The sequence below is a fragment of the Bacteroidales bacterium MB20-C3-3 genome, from assembly GCA_035609245.1.
Classification (GTDB): Bacteria; Bacteroidota; Bacteroidia; order Bacteroidales; family UBA932; genus Bact-08.
This window is the reverse complement of sequence record CP141202.1, coordinates 357974-374188: the sequence shown is the minus strand read 5'-3', so window position 1 is coordinate 374188 and position 16215 is coordinate 357974. Positions and strand designations below refer to the sequence as shown.

Genomic DNA, 16215 nt, shown 5'->3' with positions numbered 1-16215 from the left:
CTCTAAAGGAGTTTTATAAAGTCATCAAAAAGGAATTCTGTATCTGTAGGTCCGCTGGATGCTTCCGGGTGGAACTGACAAGAGAAAAATGGTTTACTCTTATGTTTAATCCCCTCATTTGTCCCGTCGTTCATATTGATAAACAATGGTTCCCAATCACTGCCCAATGTAGAATCATCAACTGCAAAACCGTGATTTTGGGATGTAATATAACATCTGTTTGTACCAAACATTCTTACAGGCTGATTATGACTTCTGTGCCCGTATTTAAGTTTAAAAATTGATGCTCCAGCAGCTTTTGACAAGAGTTGATTACCCATGCAAATACCAAAAATAGGTTTCTCTTTTTCTATGGCCTTTTGGATATTTATAACAGCTTCAACGCAATGATTGGGATCTCCCGGACCATTAGAGATAAACAGTCCATCATATTCAATAGTGCTGAAATCGTAATTCCATGGAACCCTGATAACCTCAACACCCCGGTTTACAAAACACCTTATTATATTATGTTTAACTCCGCAATCTACAAGCACGACTCTCTTTAATCCTGACCCATACTTGAGTACCTCTTTGCAGCTTACTACATCAACCTGATTGATTAGATTAGGATCTTCTAATGTGTTCAAGGTTGTGCCCTCCGGAACAATCTTACCCAACATTGATCCCTTTTCTCTCAGAACTTTTGTGAGCTCCCTTGTGTCAATGCCAAATATACCCGGGATACCTTGTTCTTTTAGCCACTCATCAAGGCTTCTTGAGGCATTCCAGTGACTGTAGGAAAATGAATAATCAGATATGATTAACCCTCTCACATGAATTTTTTCTGATTCATAAAATGAAGATAGGTTATTTGTTATAGTCTCTTCGGGTACTCCGTAATTTCCTACAAGTGGATAAGTTACGCATAGGATTTGACCGGAATAGGAGGGGTCTGTCAAACTTTCAGGATAGCCAACCATAGCTGTAGAAAAAACGACCTCACCATCAATGGCTTGGTCGTTTCCAAATGAGTAGCCGGAAAACTCTGTTCCATCCTCAAGAAAGAGTGTTGCGGATTTGTATTTGTGCATCTCTTTTTCTTAAATTTCTTTAATTATATGTGTGCAAAGTTATGTATAAAATTCAAAAAAACATTAATCAATTACATTGCCCTGGCAAATACCGACCATAGTTGGGCTTTCATATCCTGCCATCTCTTCATTGTCGAGAGAGCAAAACTGTTTGTGTGGTTTGTAAGGATCTCTTTTGCCTTGTCCACTTTACCCTCTTTTATAAGCTTTTCAGCTTGCTTTTCTACCGATGGAGCACTATTGAACATCTCCTCTTCAAATCTGGCAATCTCTGGTTCAAGAATTCCTCTAGTCTTATCCCAGTTTATTGTTGCAATTCTGTTTGTCTCTCTAAACGCCCATATAGCAGCGTCTTCACGATACCTGTGTTGTCCGCATATATGAAATGACTTTGGAAGAGAAATTGTTCCCGAATAAATTGGGATTCTAGGACTTTGCGCTGGATTATCAAATGAGAAATAGGCAACACCACCAATTTCATCTGGAAGCCAATCTCTCAATTGTATTATATGAGAGTAAGAGCACTGTATAACGGCAATCCCCCTAACTCTTTCAGTAACTCCAGGTTTTATAGTATTGAGGAGAGCTCTCATTTCATTACTCATAAAATTTGAAACAGGCCTGATCTGTTCTTTGTACTCGTTCCCTTTAGCATCTCTTCTTGTAACTTCTGCTACCAGATTCTTTGTCTGATCCCACTCAGTACCTTCATAAGTATGTCTGTAAAATGCCATAACATCTCTTACGGATATTTTTTTATCAGGTTTTACTGAGAACGGGAGCTCTTCTGAATCATATTTAAGACTCAATGACGGAGCAACAGAGTTCAGTACAAAAAATTCTCTTATAGAGAACGGCTTTCTGCCATTATTAATTTTCCAAAATTTAAACTCCTCTTTTCCATCCCATAGTCCGAGTTTGATACATCTCTCTTTGATATCTGAACTATACATGAAGTTCTCGGGATCATTAAAATTAACATTCGAGATTCGTGGAATATTGGCCGATATTCCAACATGGTCATCGGGAATTCTTTGTGCTACCCAAATAGCAGATGGTTTCCCGGCTCCGGAACCAAAAATTTCCAGTTGCCAAACCTCTTTTTTATCAGCAATAGTAAGGCACTCACCTGAATCACCATATCCATATGTTTCAGCAAGTTTTCCGATTAGTTTAATAGCATCTCTTGCCGTACTGCATCTTTGAAGGGCTACTCTTTCCAGTTCCTCTATAAGAAACAGACCGTTCTTGTTTACCAGAACATCTCTGCCTGTTATTGTTGTCTCACCCATTGCAAGCTGTTTCTCGTTCAGGCAAGGGTACGCTGTATTTAAAAAAGCAAAAGTCTCTTCAACAGCTGGGATTCTGCCCTTCTCTGTAACATTTCTGGTATCCCACGGCTCTTCATTATGAAGTACCCCCCAATATACAGGCTCTGTCTCTCCCGGTTTAAACTTTTTTCTGGCTGTCATCTCCACCCAAGTCCGATAGTTAGAGTCACAAGTGTGGGCAGTCATAACAGATCCATCTGTGCTCGCTTTTTTGCCAACCATAATAGATGTGCAACTCTCTGCAAAATTCTCATCATCCGGATTAACCGGGATCCATTGTGTCTGTGCAGTTGTAATTCCGCTCAACAGAACTACAAACAACATTAGGGATAGTCTCTTAAAATTCATAGAAATTCAGGTTTGTTGTTTATGCAAAAATAGCATTATCTTTACCAAATCCAATACCTATATTATGTTTAAAGTTCTTCTCTCAGTAATTCTTATATTTCTTCCTTTCATCTCGAGTAGTCAGGAGAAGAGGATATTTGTTATACCTGTAAAAGGAGAGATTTCTAAGGCAACAGAGCGTACCTTATCTAAAGGTCTTCAACAAGCTGATGAAAAGGGTTATGACTTTGTAATAGTACAATTAAACACATACGGTGGTGCAGTGGCTTCAGCAGATAGTATGAGAAGTGCTCTCCTCAGATTCCCTGTTCCTATAGCTGCTTTCATTGATAATCAGGCTGTATCGGCCGGAGCTTTAATTAGTATAGCGTGTGATTCCATTTATATGACAACAGGGAGCACAATTGGTGCTGCTACAGTCGTGAATCAGAACGGAGAGCCAATGCCTGATAAATATCAGTCATTTATGCGGGCAATGATGAGGTCCACAGCACAGGCAAACGGGAGGGACCCAAAGATTGCAGAGGCAATGGTTGACCCCACAATTGTTGCATCAAGCACTGGAGATGATAGCCTTAAAGTACTTAGTTTTACAATGGAAGAAGCTATTGAAAATAATTACTGTGAAGGATTTGCTGAAAAGATTCAGGATGTAGCCACCCTTCTCACAAATGGTGATAATTATATTTTAGAGGAGATGGAAATTTCATTTACTGATGAAGTTATTTCATTTCTGCTCTCACCGGTTATTCAGGGATTGTTACTTATGGTTATAATAGGAGGGCTCTATTTTGAACTTCAAAGTCCCGGAATTGGTTTTCCATCTGCAGCTGCAGTTATTGCTGCTCTGCTATATTTTGCGCCACTATATCTTGAGGGTTTAGCTGAAAATTGGGAAATTCTTCTCTTTGCAGCAGGGATCCTGCTGATTATTGCAGAGATCTTTATAATCCCCGGGTTTGGAATTGCAGGAATATCTGGAATAACCTTAACAATATTAGCACTTGTCTTTGCAATGATTGACAATAACCTTTTTTACTTCAAAGGAAATTTGAATTTTATAGTCATTGTTAAGCCACTCTCGATAGTAATGGTTTCTGCACTATCTTCATTAGTTGTCTCAATATGGCTTGCAGGAAGAGTTTTTCCCGGAAAAAGTTTTTCCCATCTTGCACTAAGGACAAAATTAGATTCCAGTAAAGGCTATATAGGCGTTGAAGATATTAATAACAACTTAATTGGAAAGGTTGGAATAGCTGCAAGCTGCCTTCGTCCCGCCGGGAAGATTGAAATAGAGGGGAAATGGTATGACGCTACAATTGAGTTTGGGATGGCAGATAAAGGTGAAGAACTTGTGGTAACTAAATTCGAGGGCGGAAGAGTTTATTGCGAGCGTCTTCCTCAATAAGCTCAAGCAATTTGTTAATTGCCTCCTCTTGTGGAACTGATCTGTAAACAGGTTCTTTTCCCCTGTAGATACTCACTTTGTTCTTACCCTCACCAACATAACCGTAGTCAGCATCAGCCATTTCACCAGGTCCGTTAACGACACATCCCATTACGGCAATATTATAACCTTTAAGATGTGCTGTTCTGCGTTTTACCTCCTCAAAAACAGATTCTAAATTAAAAAGAGTTCTTCCGCAACCCGGGCAGGCTATATATTCTGGTTTTGTGAACACCCTCCGCGCAGCCTGAAGAAGTTCATCACGAAAACTTGACACTCTCTCTCTTGATACCTCTTTTCCGCCTACATTTACTGACAATTTTACATCATCAATCAGTTTGTCAAGAAGAAGGGGTCCTAATTCGCAGGATGCTTTTATAATGAATTCATCCCAAGATCTTTCACTATAATTCTCACTAATAATAACAGGTAAGCTCTCGCCTGAAAAATTTGATGGATGATATCTGTAATTTGTTTTTCTGGTTGAAAAATATTTTGCAATATAATCAGCGACAGGAATCTCTCTGACAGGATCTTCTGTAAGTGATACTCTTATAGTATCACCAATTCCTTCAGATAAAAGGGCAGCTAATCCTACAGCAGATTTCACTCTTCCGGATTCTCCGTTACCAGCCTCTGTTACTCCAAGATGTAAAGGATAGGAGACTCCTCTCTCCTTAAACTCGGAAAAGAGCAGGCGATATGCTTGTGTCATAATCAAAGTATTACTCGCCTTAAGTGAGATAATAATCTGATCAAAATTATTTTCTTCAGCCATTTTTATCCACTCCATTGCAGACTCCTTCATGCCGAGAGGTGAATCTCCAAATTTTTCAATTATTCTTGGTCCCAGAGATCCGTGATTAACACCAATCCTAATTGCAACTCCTCTTTTTTTGCATATTTCAATAAGTTTGGAGAATTTTTCTTTAGCTACATTTATATCACGGGCAAAATTGCCCGGATTAATTCTCACCTTGTCTGCATATTCGGCAACGGCAATAGCTACATCGGCAGTAAAATGGACATCGGCAGATAGTGGTGTAGTGATTCCTGAATCTCTGAGCCTTCTTTTAACTTCCGATAAAGCCTCCACCTCTTTCATCCCTTGTGTGGTAAGGCGAATTAACTGAGCTCCTGAATTAGAGAGATTTACGCACTGTTTAAAAGAAGCATCAATATCCTGAGTAGGAGTGTTGCACATTGTTTGAACCACAATTGGATAATCTCCTCCAAAATAGATATTACCTACTTTAACAATTACTTTTTTCATTTTGATTTAATATGGAAGAAAAGAGATGCACTAATTATGAACTGATTAGGGTAGGAGTAGAGAGGTCTTGCAGAATCTCCTTTTCTTGGATCGTGCAGATAGGTAAAAGAGTAGTTATAATTCGCTTCCAGATGAACTTCAAAGGGCTTTAAAACAACAGCTAATCCTCCTCCTGCAATTATTCCAAACTCCATTCTGTAATCATCAGGTTCAAATGTATATGATTCAGGTTCTAGCCTTTTATTTCTGTATGCACCATATCCTCCAATATTTAAAAGAAGGCGCATTTTCCAGAAATCTATATGAAACTGTGAAACTAAAGGAATTTGATACATCTCTGTGATATATCTGGTTCCTCCCATTTCAAATCCTGTCTCCAGGTGAGACACCCCTGTCTGAAATCCAAAATATGGTGAAGCCCCCCAAAGATCATGATAATAAGTATATAATAATGAGTAGTTTTTAATGGTGTTAACAGGACTGTGATCTTTAGGAGGGGAATAATTAACATTACTTATATTATAGCCCATTCTAACACCGGCCATATGAACCTTGTTCTGAGATTGAAGATTCACAGATATGGAAATAATTAAAAAAATAACCAGCCCAATCCGTTTCATTTAAAGATCTCATTAAGATTTATACTCTGCATAATTTCCATTCCCTCTTTTAAGTCAATAATTTCTGATCCGGATGGCATTTTATATAATCTAACCATTTCAGGTTGTTTTCTCTCCTTTAAGATACCGGAATCCAATATACCATTTCCATTTGTGTCTCTGAATATCCTTATTGAATATTTACCGGGGTCCAGATATTTAAATTCAATTTTTGAATCGGATGAGATTTTATATGACCTGAATATTTTATCCCTGGATTGATTTATCAGCTCAATAACAAAAGAACCACTATTAATACCAGAAACATCTAAATCGATTCTTCCCAGCTGTTCGCTTTTTGGAAGCATTATTTTGTTGGCAGTTGAGTCATTTGTATTACCTGATATATCTTTGAATGCACCCTTCCCTAATGACAATATGTAATCAAATCCCTGTTGAAGAGTTATTTCAGGCTTGATGATGTACTTTCGGATCTCAATACTATCAGGAATTATTCTGTATTTTTCTACTTTTTCCACTCCTTTAGTCGTTAAAGAAGTAAACTTTATGCTGTCAGAGGAAACTATTTCAATAGGAGCAGGAAAGATAATCTGGTAACCATCCTTCTCTACCATAGCAGGAGTTGCATCAAGCTTCAGCTCAAGAAGATTTGATCTTTTTTCCGGTCTGTCTTTAACTCTCTGATCTTGTTGTTTGGCCTTCCTTGGTAAAGGAAATCTCAGAGATTCTCTGGCCAATGTTAACTTGTCTGTTGAATCTGTTTTATAATATTTAATATCAAGGTTTAATGTATCAGGTATTCTTTTAATGTCTCCTTTAATCCACAAAACCAGACTATCGCGTTTTATGTTAAATTGCTTTATAAGATTAACAGAGTCAATTTCTTTAAAGCCTAACGAATCAATCATTACATCAGATGCATTAAACTTAACATAACCAGAATTTTCAGATACTCTTTCGTGTTTTTTTATAAACTGTTTGTCATTCTCCTCTTTAAAAAGATATAGTCTGAAATCACTTTTTCTAGCCAGAGAGGCAGTAGTATCTTTTGGATCAACATATTTAAGTTCCTCCATCCCTCTCTTCATTACCTTGACAGGAGAGAAAAGCGTATCAAGAAAAGCAAGCTTTTCGTTTTCCGGATTATATATGTTATTCCCATTGTCATCGGTGAATGCAATGACTCTGTAGGGAACATGCTTTAAATTTGTGATAGTGAAATAGCCCCATTTATCACTTTTTGCAATAGCAGAAGGTAAAGTGTTGTAAAGCACAGAGTCCGAATGATTTTCGTAAAAAGCCAAAGTCGCATTGGGAATAGGTAAAAGAGTAAAAGCATCCAGTATTTCTGCAGTTGCAATCAACGAGTCAATATTTGCACCCGTAGAGAAAGAGTACCTGTAGGGGGGCAACAAGTTCCCTTCGTTATTGTCGGCAATTGAACTATTGAATGCAATATTGTATGTTGTCTCAGATTTAAGTGAATCCGGAAATTCTGCAATAATACTTTTTCCTCTTACCTTAGTCTCAATTCTTTTTTTAACGGGAGGAGAGACAACAATATTTTTTTCAGCATCTTTAAGAACTACATACTCGTTAAATGTTAGCTCTATTTTTTGACCATAAACAGGAAAGTTAATCTTGTTAGTATCCGGATTAACTTTTAAAAGAATAGGTGCAAGAGTATCCTTTTCTCCTCCGGAAGGGGGAGCTGTTGTATTGGCACAAGAGGGAAGTAACTGGGAAACTGTAAATAAAAATAGTATTCCTAATAGTACTCTTCTTAAAATTTTAATCTGCATCTTTTTTTATTGGTTATCTTTTATCTCTGAGCGGACTACACTCATAACTCCTTTAACACTTGACATCTGCTTCATTAATTTGTCAAGATCTTCTACGCTGTGGACATACAAATCAATATAACCTTCAAATATACCATCGTGGGTCTCTATGAATATCTTTCTGATATTTACGCTTAGAACAAGTGTAATATACTGAGTCAATTCGTTTAGTATTCCGAGTCTGTCTATACCCCTCATATTTATTCGGGCTAAAAAAGATAGTACTGTATGCTTACTCCATTTAGCCTTTACAATACGGTCACCATCACGGGCTGCAAGATGAATTGCCTCGGGACAGCTGTTTTTATGAACTATTACGATATCATTGTCGTCAATAAACCCAATAACTTTATCTCCGGGGATTGGCCTGCAACAGGTTGCCACCTGGTATGAGAGAGTCTTTTCAATTGGGTTCTCCCTAAGAAGGAAATCCTTTTTTATGTCAATCTTAGATCTCTTTTCCTCTTTAACAGCAGAATTCAAATTTGATGACTCGTCCGAAAGTTCTTCTTCTCCTTTCCACTCAACACTACCATCTGAATCACCGCCTGTAATCTTTGAGAATTGTAAGCTCCAGTAACGAACAAATTTACTAGTTGTATTCTTCTTAAGAACTTTGGATAGATCTGTTAAGTCGATAATATTTGCTCCAATTTTACTAAAAAGCTCTTCTCTGTTATTTAGTTTATAATTTTCCGAAAGTTTTCTGTATACTCTGGATTGTGGCTTAATCCCCATCCCTTTAAGCCTTTCATCAAGGATCTCCTGTCCTTTTTTCTGAGAGTCCTTAATTTCTGACTTTAAAGCATCAAGTATTAGTCCTTTTGCTTTTGGAGTTACAATAAATTCCAGCCAATCTCTTTGAGGTCTTTGTGACTCGGCTGTTATTATCTCAATCTGATCTCCATTTCTTAGTTCGTAAGTAAGTGGCACTAGTTTAAAATTAGCCTTTGCAGCAATCGCTTTATTACCAACTTCAGTATGTATCGCATAAGCAAAATCGAGTGCGGTTGCACCTTTTGGTAAAGCTCTCGATTCTCCTTTTGGTGTAAAAACATATATTTCAGACGAGAGTAGTCCGGTATGAAACTTATCAAGGAATTCTAAGGCATTCACATCTGGATTCTCCAGAACCTCTCTGACAAGATTCAACCATTTGTCCATATCTCCTTCAGAGGGTGATGATCCTTTGTAATTCCAATGTGCAGCAACGCCTCTCTCAGCCAAATCATTCATTCTGGATGACCTGATCTGGACCTCAATCCAGTTGCCCTGCGGCCCCATTACAGTACAGTGCAGAGCTTCATAACCATTGATTTTAGGTGTGCTTACCCAATCCCGTATTCTGTCTGTTTTTGAAAGATAGATTTCTGTAATTAGTGAATAAATATGCCAGCACTGAATCCTTTCCGGCTGATCTTCTTTGGCTTCAAAAATTATTCTTACAGCATAAAGATCATATATCTGTTCAAAAGGGATTGACTTAGCATTCATCTTTCTCCAAATAGAGTAGGGGCTTTTTGTCCTTTTAGAGACAGAAAACTCATACCCGGCCTTTTTTAAGCTCTCTGAAATGGGCTCCATGAAGCTATCCATTGCTATGCCTCTTTCGGCAATAGTTTGAGAAATTTTTATTTGAATACTCTCAAATTCTGAAGGCAATGTATGCATTAGCCAAATATTTTCCAATTCTGATTTAATGCTGTATAATCCAAGACGATGTGCCAGAGGAATAAAAATGTACATTGTTTCGCTGAGAATCTTAGACCTTTTATGCTCAGGCATGTACTCAATAGTACGCATATTATGGAGTCTGTCTGCAAGCTTAATCAGTATTACCCTCACATCGTCGTTCAAAGTAAGCAGAATTCTTTTAAAATTTTCTGCCTGACTACTTGTTCCACTATCAAAGGCACTTTTGATTTTTGTAAGCCCGTCAACAAGAGAGGCAATTTTTGCTCCAAATAACCGTTCAATATCATCAGTATTATACTCTGTGTCTTCTACTACATCATGAAGCAGAGCTGAGACGATTGATTTGTATCCAAGGCCAATCTCCTGGACAACAATTTTTGCAACAGATATTGGATGCAATATATATGGTTCACCAGAACGCCTTCTAACACCATTATGTGCTGCTCTGGCAAATTCGAAAGCTTTAAGAACAATTTCATATTCTGACTGATTTGCACAGCGTTTTAAACTTGCCAGTCTTAGTTCTTCAAACTCTCTGTCTATGAGTTCGTTATCCTTATCTGTAAACATAGTTGATTAATAAAGTAAATCTCTTTTTCCGCTTTTTATTAATGCCAGTTTAGATGCTACGTCATTTCTTTTTTTCTCATCTGAGATAAAAGAGAGCTCCCTCTCTATCAAGTCATAACCAGCTTTTTTTGTTTGCTCAGATGAGTAATCTTCTAAATATTCGGCAAGTGTAAGCATTGCATTTGGTGTACAAAATCTTCCGATAAAACCCGGAATTGCATACTCCATAAAATGCTCGCCGGTTCTTCCGACCCTATAACAAGATGTACAGAAACTTGGAATGAATTCCCTAGTCAGAAGCCATTCAATTACTTGGTCTAATTCTCTTCTGTCGCCAACTTCAAACTGCTCTCTGTCAAGCTCTTGGTTTTTCCCTCTCTCCTCCTGATATCCCCCAATTTCTAATCTTGTCCCTGCATCAATTTGAGAAACTCCAAATTCAATAACAGCGTCTCTTACTTCAGCGCTCTCTCTTGCTGTCATAATCAATCCTGTATAAGGAACCGCAATTCTTAAAATGGCCACAAGTTGTTTAAATTGCTCATCTGTAACCTGATAAGGAAGGTGAAGTTCTAAACCATAAGCAGGTTTAACTCTGGGAAAACTAATTGTGTGAGGCCCCACTCCGTAACGGTTTTGTAAATGATGAGCGTGTTCAACAAGTCCAAGCACTTCAAATCTCCAGTCATAAAGACCGAAAAGAGCTCCAATACCAACATCGTCATGTCCCCCCTCAAATGCTCTATCCATTGCATTTAGTCTCCACATATAGTTACTTTTAACACCGGGCCCTGGATGGAATTTAGCGTAAGTCTCTTTATGATAAGTCTCTTGAAAAACCTGAAAAGTTCCTATTCCTGCCTCTTTAACAGTTCTGAATCCTTCAATAGTCATTGGAGCGGCATTAATATTAACCCTCCTGATCTCTCCATTTCCAACTTTTACATTATAACAGGTTTTTACAGTCTGTGCAATATATTCAGGGGTATATTTAGGATGTTCTCCATAAACAAGAATTAATCTTTTGTGTCCCTCTTTCTCAAGTTGAGCAACCTCAGCAATCAACTCCTGATCTGAGAGGGTTCTTCTTACAGCCTTGGTAAGAGAGCTTCTGAAACCACAGTACTGACAATTATTTACGCAGAAGTTCCCAATATAAAGGGGAGCAAACAAGACAATCCTGTTACCATAAATTGATCTCTTTAGGTCTCGGGCAGTCTGAAATAACTCCTCAAGCATTTCCGGTGATTTGATTGCAAGTAGTTCTGCAGTCTCCTCAACTGTCAATGCTTGCTTTGATTTGCTTTTTTGGAATATGTCTCTGATCTTTGCCGGATCTTCTTTGGTGTTATTTATTAGATTGTGCAGTTTATCATCATTTATGAAGTCAACAGCATCTTTAGTTAGTTCAAGATTCGTTTTCATTTTGAATTTTGTATTTATCTACATTTTGATAAGCGTGAGAAAGTTCTGCTCCAAATAATATTATAGTCCAGCTTATATTCATCCAGACCAAAAATAGGGGTATCGCAGCAAAAACCCCATAAACAGCATTTAATCCTGAGACAAGGATCTGTGTCTCCAGATAAAAAAATTGTACTACTACAAATGCGAAAGAGACTACCATTGAGGAGTTAAACGCAGCAGCAAATTTTACCTTTACATTTGGTATAAAATAGTACATGACAGAAAAAACTAAAGCTACAATTCCGTAAAAAGTAAGCCAAGTGAAAATAGATGTAATTGGAATAAATTTATCTATCTGGAGGCCAACCGATTTTAGTGTATTAGTATATATCAGAGCAAGAGATAAAAATATCAGGATAATTAATGGAGATACCAGAAGTAACAGTGGATAATAAAGTGCCCTTTTTCCGAATGATCTCCTGTCTTCGACCTTCCAGATATCGTTAAATGATTTCTCAATACTAAGCATTAGCCAAATCACAGACCACAGGAGGAAAAGAAAACTAAGTATTCCAAACAATCCATTTTCAGCAGATTTAAGAACATTGTTAGCGAAATGGAGAATGTACTCAATAATCTCTTCGTTTTCAGCAAAATAAGTGAGTAATAAATCTTCCAGTTTTTTTGCCATTCCAAAACCTTTTGTAATAGTGAACATCAAAGCAACAAAAGGAACAACAGACATTGCAGAAAAAAAACTTAGATTGACGGCTTGCAAGCCAACCTTGTCATTGGAGAATCCCTTAATAGTAATAATTAAGACCTTGAGATAGCGTACCATTCTGGCTTTCATTATGCTTAGTTCAGAAAGGTCCTGCCTCCAAATGTCATTAATCAGGAATTTTAAGATTCTCTGATATGTGTGCTGTATCTCTTTATACTTTTTCAAATCAGTTTATTCATGAATTTATTTGGATCTATTATAAATCTGGTATGTTTCCCAACTCCAATTTCACCACTTTGGTCATAAGCCGTAACAGAAAAAGTTATTTTTCTGCCATCGATCTCTGAAATTTCTGCCTCAGCATATACCTTCATTCCAACAGGTGTCGCTCTCAAATGCTTTATATTAACTTCTATACCAACAGTATCCTGATCAGATGGAAGGATACTTTTTGCCAACAGGTGAGCACTTTTTTCCATAAGGGCTATCATTGCAGGCGTAGAGAATACATCTAACAATCCTGAACCATAACTTGCCGCTGAATCCTCAGTTCTAACGGTTTTCTCAACTCTTAGTGTTTTACCTATGCTCATTTCAGATCTTTTCAGCTATATTTTGAAATCCCTCCATTTTTAAAAGAGTTGGCGCTCCCATTAATTCAACTGGCTCTGCAATCTTATTCCAGGTCATCTTCTCTGCAAAAGCAAGGAGAGATTTTAATCCACCTCCGTTCCAGCTATACGAGCCAAACAGGGCATAATTTTTATCCTTTGGATTGAGCACTGATAATTCATGGCACAGATGTTCCATCATTGGATGCATACCAGCGTTGTATGCACAGGAGCCAAGAATAACTGTTTTATATTTCCATATGTCGCTTAAAATAAATGATGCATGGGTTTTAGAAACATCATAGATACGAATATTTTTAATCCCTTTTTCAGAAATAAGCCTGGCAAGATAATCCGCCATCTTCTCTGTATTTCCGTACATAGATGCATATGCAATAATTACTCCCTCTTCAGATTCGTATCTGCTCCATTTATCATACAGTTCAATTGCTTTTACAGGATTTGATCTCCAGACAGGGCCATGTGATGGGCAAATCATTTTGATGTCAATATCTTTAAGTTTAGCAAATGCTTTTTGAACCATATTGCTGTATTTACCAACGATATTTGAGTAATAACGCCTCATCTCGTCTTCATACCACTCAAAATTGATTTCATCGTCAAATATACCCCCGTCAAGTGTGCCAAAACTTCCAAAGGCATCACATGAAAAGAGAACCTTGTCAGTTGTATCGTAAGTCATCATTGTTTCTGGCCAGTGTACCCATGGGGTAATATGGAATGAGAGTTTATGATAACCAAGGTCAAGAATCTCATTATCCTTTACCTCCAGAAAATTATTCTGTGTAAGCCCAAAATAGGCCTCAAGCATCTTAAAAGCTTTTATGTTGGAAACAATTTTTAGTTGGGGATAGAATTTTAAAAGGATCCCAATCATACTGGAGTGATCAGGTTCCATGTGATTAACTATTAAATAATCAAGATTATTCCCATCAAGAATTTCAGCTATCTGATCAAGATAATCATCTTTTGAACCAAATTCCAGAGTGTCAATTAAGGCGCTTTTATTATCGCATATGAGATATGAGTTGTAAGAAACACCTTTGGGAAGAGGCCAGTTATTCTCAAAAAGAGATTTTTTTCTGTCATTAGTTCCCAGATAATTGATTTTATTGCTTATAACTACTTGCTTCATAAATATTTATTTCTAGTTATTTTATTTATTAAAAGTGTAAAAATAGTCAATTATTTTTCAATTAGTTTAAAGAACTGTTCTTCTGTGATAATCTCAATACCAAGTGTTTTTGCCTTTTCTAGTTTAGATGGACCAGCATCTGAACCAGCAATCAAAAAATTGACTTTTGAGGAAATTGATGAGATAATCTTTCCGGAATGTTTCTCAATCATCTCTTTTATGCTATCTCTTGATACAGAAAAGGTTCCTGAAACAACGAAACTTTTATTTGTTAGTATTTCTGAGAATTTGTTCTTAAGAGATCCATTTCCCCCCTCCACTTGAACACCAGCTTCTTCAAGCTGGGAAATTAGCTCAATATTCTTTTGGTCATTGAAAAACTTGTGAATTGACTTTGCGACTATTTCACCAACATCATTAATTTCTGTCAGCTCTTCAATTGTAGCAGATGAAATCTTCTTAATACTTCCAAAGTGATTAGCCAGGGATTTTGCACTTGTCTCTCCGATATGTCTTATACCTAGTGCAAATAAAACTTGGTAAAGAGGCTTGTCCTTCGATTTTTCAATACTCTTCAGTAATCTCTCGGCTGACTTCTCTTTCCATCCTTCAAATTTAATGAGATCATCTGTTTTTAATTTATAAAAATCAGCAGGAGTTTTGAGCAACCCATCCTTGAATAGCATTTCAACAGTTGCTTCACCAGCCAAAATATCCATCGCTTTTCTACTGCAAAAATGGATAAGTCTACCCTTAATCTGAGTTGGACAATAGGTTGAGTTTTGACAATAGTGTTTAGCCTCGCCCTCTTCTTTAACTAATAAAGTATTACAGTCAGGGCAAAAAACCGGAAAAACAGGTCTTTCTGCAGATTCCTCCCTTTTAGATAATTCAACAGAAACTATTTTTGGAATTATTTCTCCTCCTTTCTCGACATATACATAGTCGCCAAAATGGATATCAAGAGACAACATTTGATCCATGTTATGCAACGAGGCTCTTTTTACAATTGTTCCTGAAAGTAGAACAGGCTTAAGATTTGCGACAGGGGTAATTGCCCCGGTTCTTCCTACTTGATAATCAATTGACAAAAGTTTTGTCATTGCAGATTCAGCTTTAAATTTATATGCTGTAGCCCATCTTGGAGATTTTGCAGTGAAACCGAGTTCCTTTTGGAGTGGAATGCTATCTACTTTTATTACAGCACCATCAGTAGGGTACGGAAGATTCTTCCTGTTAATTTCCCAATAGTTTAAATAATCAAAAACCTCTTCTATAGAAGAACATCTCTTAATGTGCTCAGATACAGGTAGTCCCCACGATTTAACTGCATTCAGAGAGTCATAATGAGTAGGGAAGATATTTTGATTTGAGACAAAATGGTATAAAATAATGTCCAGTCCTCTTTGTGATACTTCGGATGTGTTAATTAGTTTAAGAGAGCCTGCTGCTGCGTTCCTTGGATTAGCAAACAATTGCTCTTCATTTTTCTCTCGTATAATGTTAAGATTGTCAAATGCTTCCCAAGGCATAAATATTTCACCTCTGATTTCAAACTCCTCAGGATAGCCGCTACCTTTAAGTATTTTTGGCAGAGCTTTTATTGTAAGAACATTTTTTGTTACGTCATCTCCCTTCTCTCCATCTCCCCTGGTAACCGCATGGGCGAGAACTCCATTACGATATGTAAGAGATATTGCAGAACCATCGATTTTGAGTTCACACACATAGTTAACAGGATGGTTAGAACTTTTTATAATTCGCTCATTAAAAGAGATTAACTCAACTTTATCATAGGTATTACTTAAAGATAACATTGGGAATTGATGCTCTCTTTGATCAAATGATTTTTTTGAGCTTTCAGAGTCTAAATCACTTCCAATCCTTACAGTTGGAGAGTCAGAGTCGATTAGCAGGGGGTATTTCTTTTCAAGAGCCTGAAGTTCTGAGATGAGTAAATCATATTCGAAATCAGTTATTAGTGGCTGATTATCAATATAATAGCACCTATTGTGTTTCTCGATTTCTTCTCTTAGCTCCGTTATCCTTTTGGAGACATCAGATATTATTTTCTTCATAATCTTAATCAACAAATTTACATATTTTTTAATTATTGTTA

General features: G+C 37.1%; 12 protein-coding genes. 1 reads left to right on the top strand and 11 read right to left on the bottom strand.

What is annotated here, in order from left to right; all coding sequences use genetic code 11:
• Window positions 1-2: 2 nt before the first annotated feature.
• Entirely contained in the window at window positions 3-1073 is a 1071-nt protein-coding gene (gene carA / locus U5907_01595; GenBank protein ID WRQ33353.1) for a glutamine-hydrolyzing carbamoyl-phosphate synthase small subunit, read from the bottom strand.
• Between the two features lie 71 nt (window positions 1074-1144).
• Entirely contained in the window at window positions 1145-2752 is a 1608-nt protein-coding gene (locus tag U5907_01590; GenBank protein ID WRQ33352.1) for a C69 family dipeptidase, read from the bottom strand.
• Between the two features lie 64 nt (window positions 2753-2816).
• On the opposite strand from U5907_01590, the gene U5907_01585 reads away from it, so the two are divergent.
• Entirely contained in the window at window positions 2817-4160 is a 1344-nt protein-coding gene (locus U5907_01585; protein WRQ33351.1) for a nodulation protein NfeD, read from the top strand.
• On the opposite strand, the gene ispG is transcribed toward U5907_01585, so the two are convergent.
• Genes ispG through ligA form a run of 9 tightly spaced genes read right to left on the bottom strand, consistent with a single transcriptional unit; the run spans window position 4114 to window position 16174 of the window.
• Window positions 4114-5472 carry a (E)-4-hydroxy-3-methylbut-2-enyl-diphosphate synthase gene (gene ispG, locus U5907_01580; protein WRQ33350.1) on the bottom strand — a complete coding sequence of 453 codons (1359 nt, stop codon included), beginning with the start codon at window positions 5470-5472 and terminating at the stop codon, window positions 4114-4116. The two genes, U5907_01585 and ispG, sit on opposite strands and share 47 nt — an antisense overlap.
• Window positions 5469-6092, bottom strand: a complete 624-nt coding sequence (locus tag U5907_01575; GenBank protein ID WRQ33349.1) for a hypothetical protein — start codon at window positions 6090-6092, stop codon at window positions 5469-5471. Before U5907_01575 ends, ispG begins: the two co-directional genes overlap by 4 nt.
• A complete protein-coding gene (locus U5907_01570; protein WRQ33348.1) occupies window positions 6089-7894 on the bottom strand; it encodes an Ig-like domain-containing protein in 1806 nt (601 codons plus the stop codon). Before U5907_01570 ends, U5907_01575 begins: the two co-directional genes overlap by 4 nt.
• Window positions 7895-7900: 6 nt before the next feature.
• Window positions 7901-10198 (bottom strand): RelA/SpoT family protein, encoded by a 2298-nt coding sequence (locus U5907_01565; protein WRQ33347.1) that lies wholly within the window; start codon window positions 10196-10198, stop codon window positions 7901-7903.
• A 6-nt stretch (window positions 10199-10204) separates the two neighbouring features.
• Window positions 10205-11623: a [FeFe] hydrogenase H-cluster radical SAM maturase HydG gene (hydG, locus tag U5907_01560; protein WRQ33346.1), complete on the bottom strand. Its 1419-nt coding sequence runs from the start codon at window positions 11621-11623 to the stop codon at window positions 10205-10207.
• The gene (locus U5907_01555) at window positions 11607-12554 is read right to left on the bottom strand and encodes a YihY/virulence factor BrkB family protein (protein ID WRQ33345.1); all 948 of its coding nucleotides are present in this window, start codon (window positions 12552-12554) and stop codon (window positions 11607-11609) included. Before U5907_01555 ends, hydG begins: the two co-directional genes overlap by 17 nt.
• Window positions 12551-12922: a thioesterase family protein gene (locus U5907_01550; protein ID WRQ33344.1), complete on the bottom strand. Its 372-nt coding sequence runs from the start codon at window positions 12920-12922 to the stop codon at window positions 12551-12553. The genes U5907_01555 and U5907_01550 overlap by 4 nt, the downstream gene beginning before the upstream one ends.
• Window position 12923: 1 nt before the next feature.
• Complete coding sequence (locus U5907_01545; protein WRQ33343.1) at window positions 12924-14096, bottom strand: FprA family A-type flavoprotein; 1173 nt, start codon at window positions 14094-14096, stop codon at window positions 12924-12926.
• A 50-nt stretch (window positions 14097-14146) separates the two neighbouring features.
• Entirely contained in the window at window positions 14147-16174 is a 2028-nt protein-coding gene (gene ligA / locus U5907_01540; GenBank protein ID WRQ33342.1) for an NAD-dependent DNA ligase LigA, read from the bottom strand.
• Between the last annotated feature and the right edge of the window lie 41 nt (window positions 16175-16215).

Bases quoted from the DNA above. Each gene is read 5' to 3' on its own strand.
- carA (WRQ33353.1), bottom strand. From the start codon at position 1,073: ATGCACAAATACAAATCCGCAACACTCTTTCTTGAGGATGGAACAGAG.
- U5907_01570 (WRQ33348.1), bottom strand. From the start codon at position 7,894: ATGCAGATTAAAATTTTAAGAAGAGTACTATTAGGAATACTATTTTTA.
- U5907_01590 (WRQ33352.1), bottom strand. From the start codon at position 2,752: ATGAATTTTAAGAGACTATCCCTAATGTTGTTTGTAGTTCTGTTGAGC.
- hydG (WRQ33346.1), bottom strand. From the start codon at position 11,623: ATGAAAACGAATCTTGAACTAACTAAAGATGCTGTTGACTTCATAAAT.
- U5907_01575 (WRQ33349.1), bottom strand. From the start codon at position 6,092: ATGAAACGGATTGGGCTGGTTATTTTTTTAATTATTTCCATATCTGTG.
- U5907_01565 (WRQ33347.1), bottom strand. From the start codon at position 10,198: ATGTTTACAGATAAGGATAACGAACTCATAGACAGAGAGTTTGAAGAA.
- U5907_01550 (WRQ33344.1), bottom strand. From the start codon at position 12,922: ATGAGCATAGGTAAAACACTAAGAGTTGAGAAAACCGTTAGAACTGAG.
- U5907_01545 (WRQ33343.1), bottom strand. From the start codon at position 14,096: ATGAAGCAAGTAGTTATAAGCAATAAAATCAATTATCTGGGAACTAAT.
- U5907_01585 (WRQ33351.1), top strand. From the start codon at position 2,817: ATGTTTAAAGTTCTTCTCTCAGTAATTCTTATATTTCTTCCTTTCATC.
- ispG (WRQ33350.1), bottom strand. From the start codon at position 5,472: ATGAAAAAAGTAATTGTTAAAGTAGGTAATATCTATTTTGGAGGAGAT.
- ligA (WRQ33342.1), bottom strand. From the start codon at position 16,174: ATGAAGAAAATAATATCTGATGTCTCCAAAAGGATAACGGAGCTAAGA.